General features: G+C 47.9%; 2 protein-coding genes. One reads left to right on the top strand and one right to left on the bottom strand.

Annotation, left to right across the window (positions count from 1 at the left end):
- On the top strand, positions 1 to 190 hold a 190-nt coding region (locus C1714_RS14345; RefSeq protein WP_210115369.1), incomplete at its 5' end, for a hypothetical protein.
- Between the two features lie 473 nt (positions 191 to 663).
- On the opposite strand, the gene C1714_RS13785 is transcribed toward C1714_RS14345, so the two are convergent.
- Positions 664 to 875, bottom strand: a 212-nt coding sequence (locus tag C1714_RS13785; protein ID WP_102343800.1) for a holin, incomplete at its 5' end; no start/stop codon positions are given.

Raw genomic sequence — 875 nt, forward strand, 5'->3', positions numbered from 1 at the left:
TTTCCATAAGAAAAACCGCCTGTTTTACCAGACGGCTTCATGGCGGATAAACCTTTTTGGGGTGCCCCGAGACCCCAGGTTATTTCACTTCGATTTCGAGGCCTCCCCAGAAAAATTTAGATCGCCCATATGCGCACATGATGCCGGATTCGGAGCAGTTTATGAACGATCAGATATCAAAGATGAATAAAGTAGGCCAAAAGTAGGCCACATAAAAGAAAAACCGCACTGTTATGCGGTTTTTTAGACTATGGAGCAGATGAGCGGAATTTATCATGCATGTTTTTGCTTACACAAAACCGCATATTTATGCGGTTTTTTACACTTCATAAAACACCAAAATACATAGTTTTTCAGATTTTTGGTGCCAAAATGGTGCCACGGAAGATGCTAGATGCTTGCATGGTTTATTCTTGCATTAAGGCACAAAAAAAACCGCCGGATTGCTCCGACGGCTGCACACCGAAATTGTTGGATTTCATAATAACTGCGCCGAAGCTGGATTTTTATATAGCGTCAGTTATTGATAGACATGGACGAGTGGCCTACTCGTCGTGAGAATGCGACGTCGCACGTTCCCGGTCTTCCTCCGGTTCGGCGGGGAAGTAAACCTAAATGGGCAGTCTTCAAAGATGCCCATAGATATAGGATCACCCCCTTCTCTTAGTTGTTATCTTCGGAATTGTCGGCCTGAACCTCAGGCAGGCCGGCGATCGATGTCAGCAGTGAGACGACGCCGGAAAGCGCCGCCGTCCCGACAACCGTCTGCCAGTCTACTGCGCTGATTGTTGCTGCTGCCGGCAGCATGGCCACGGCGCACTGCGCCATAGTCTTGAGTGCGCGGATTGATGCCGCCTTCCACCAATTTCTTGTAA

The sequence above is a fragment of the Galactobacillus timonensis genome (assembly GCF_900240265.1).
In the GTDB taxonomy this organism is placed as follows: Bacteria; Bacillota_I; Bacilli_A; order Erysipelotrichales; family Erysipelotrichaceae; genus Bulleidia; species Bulleidia timonensis.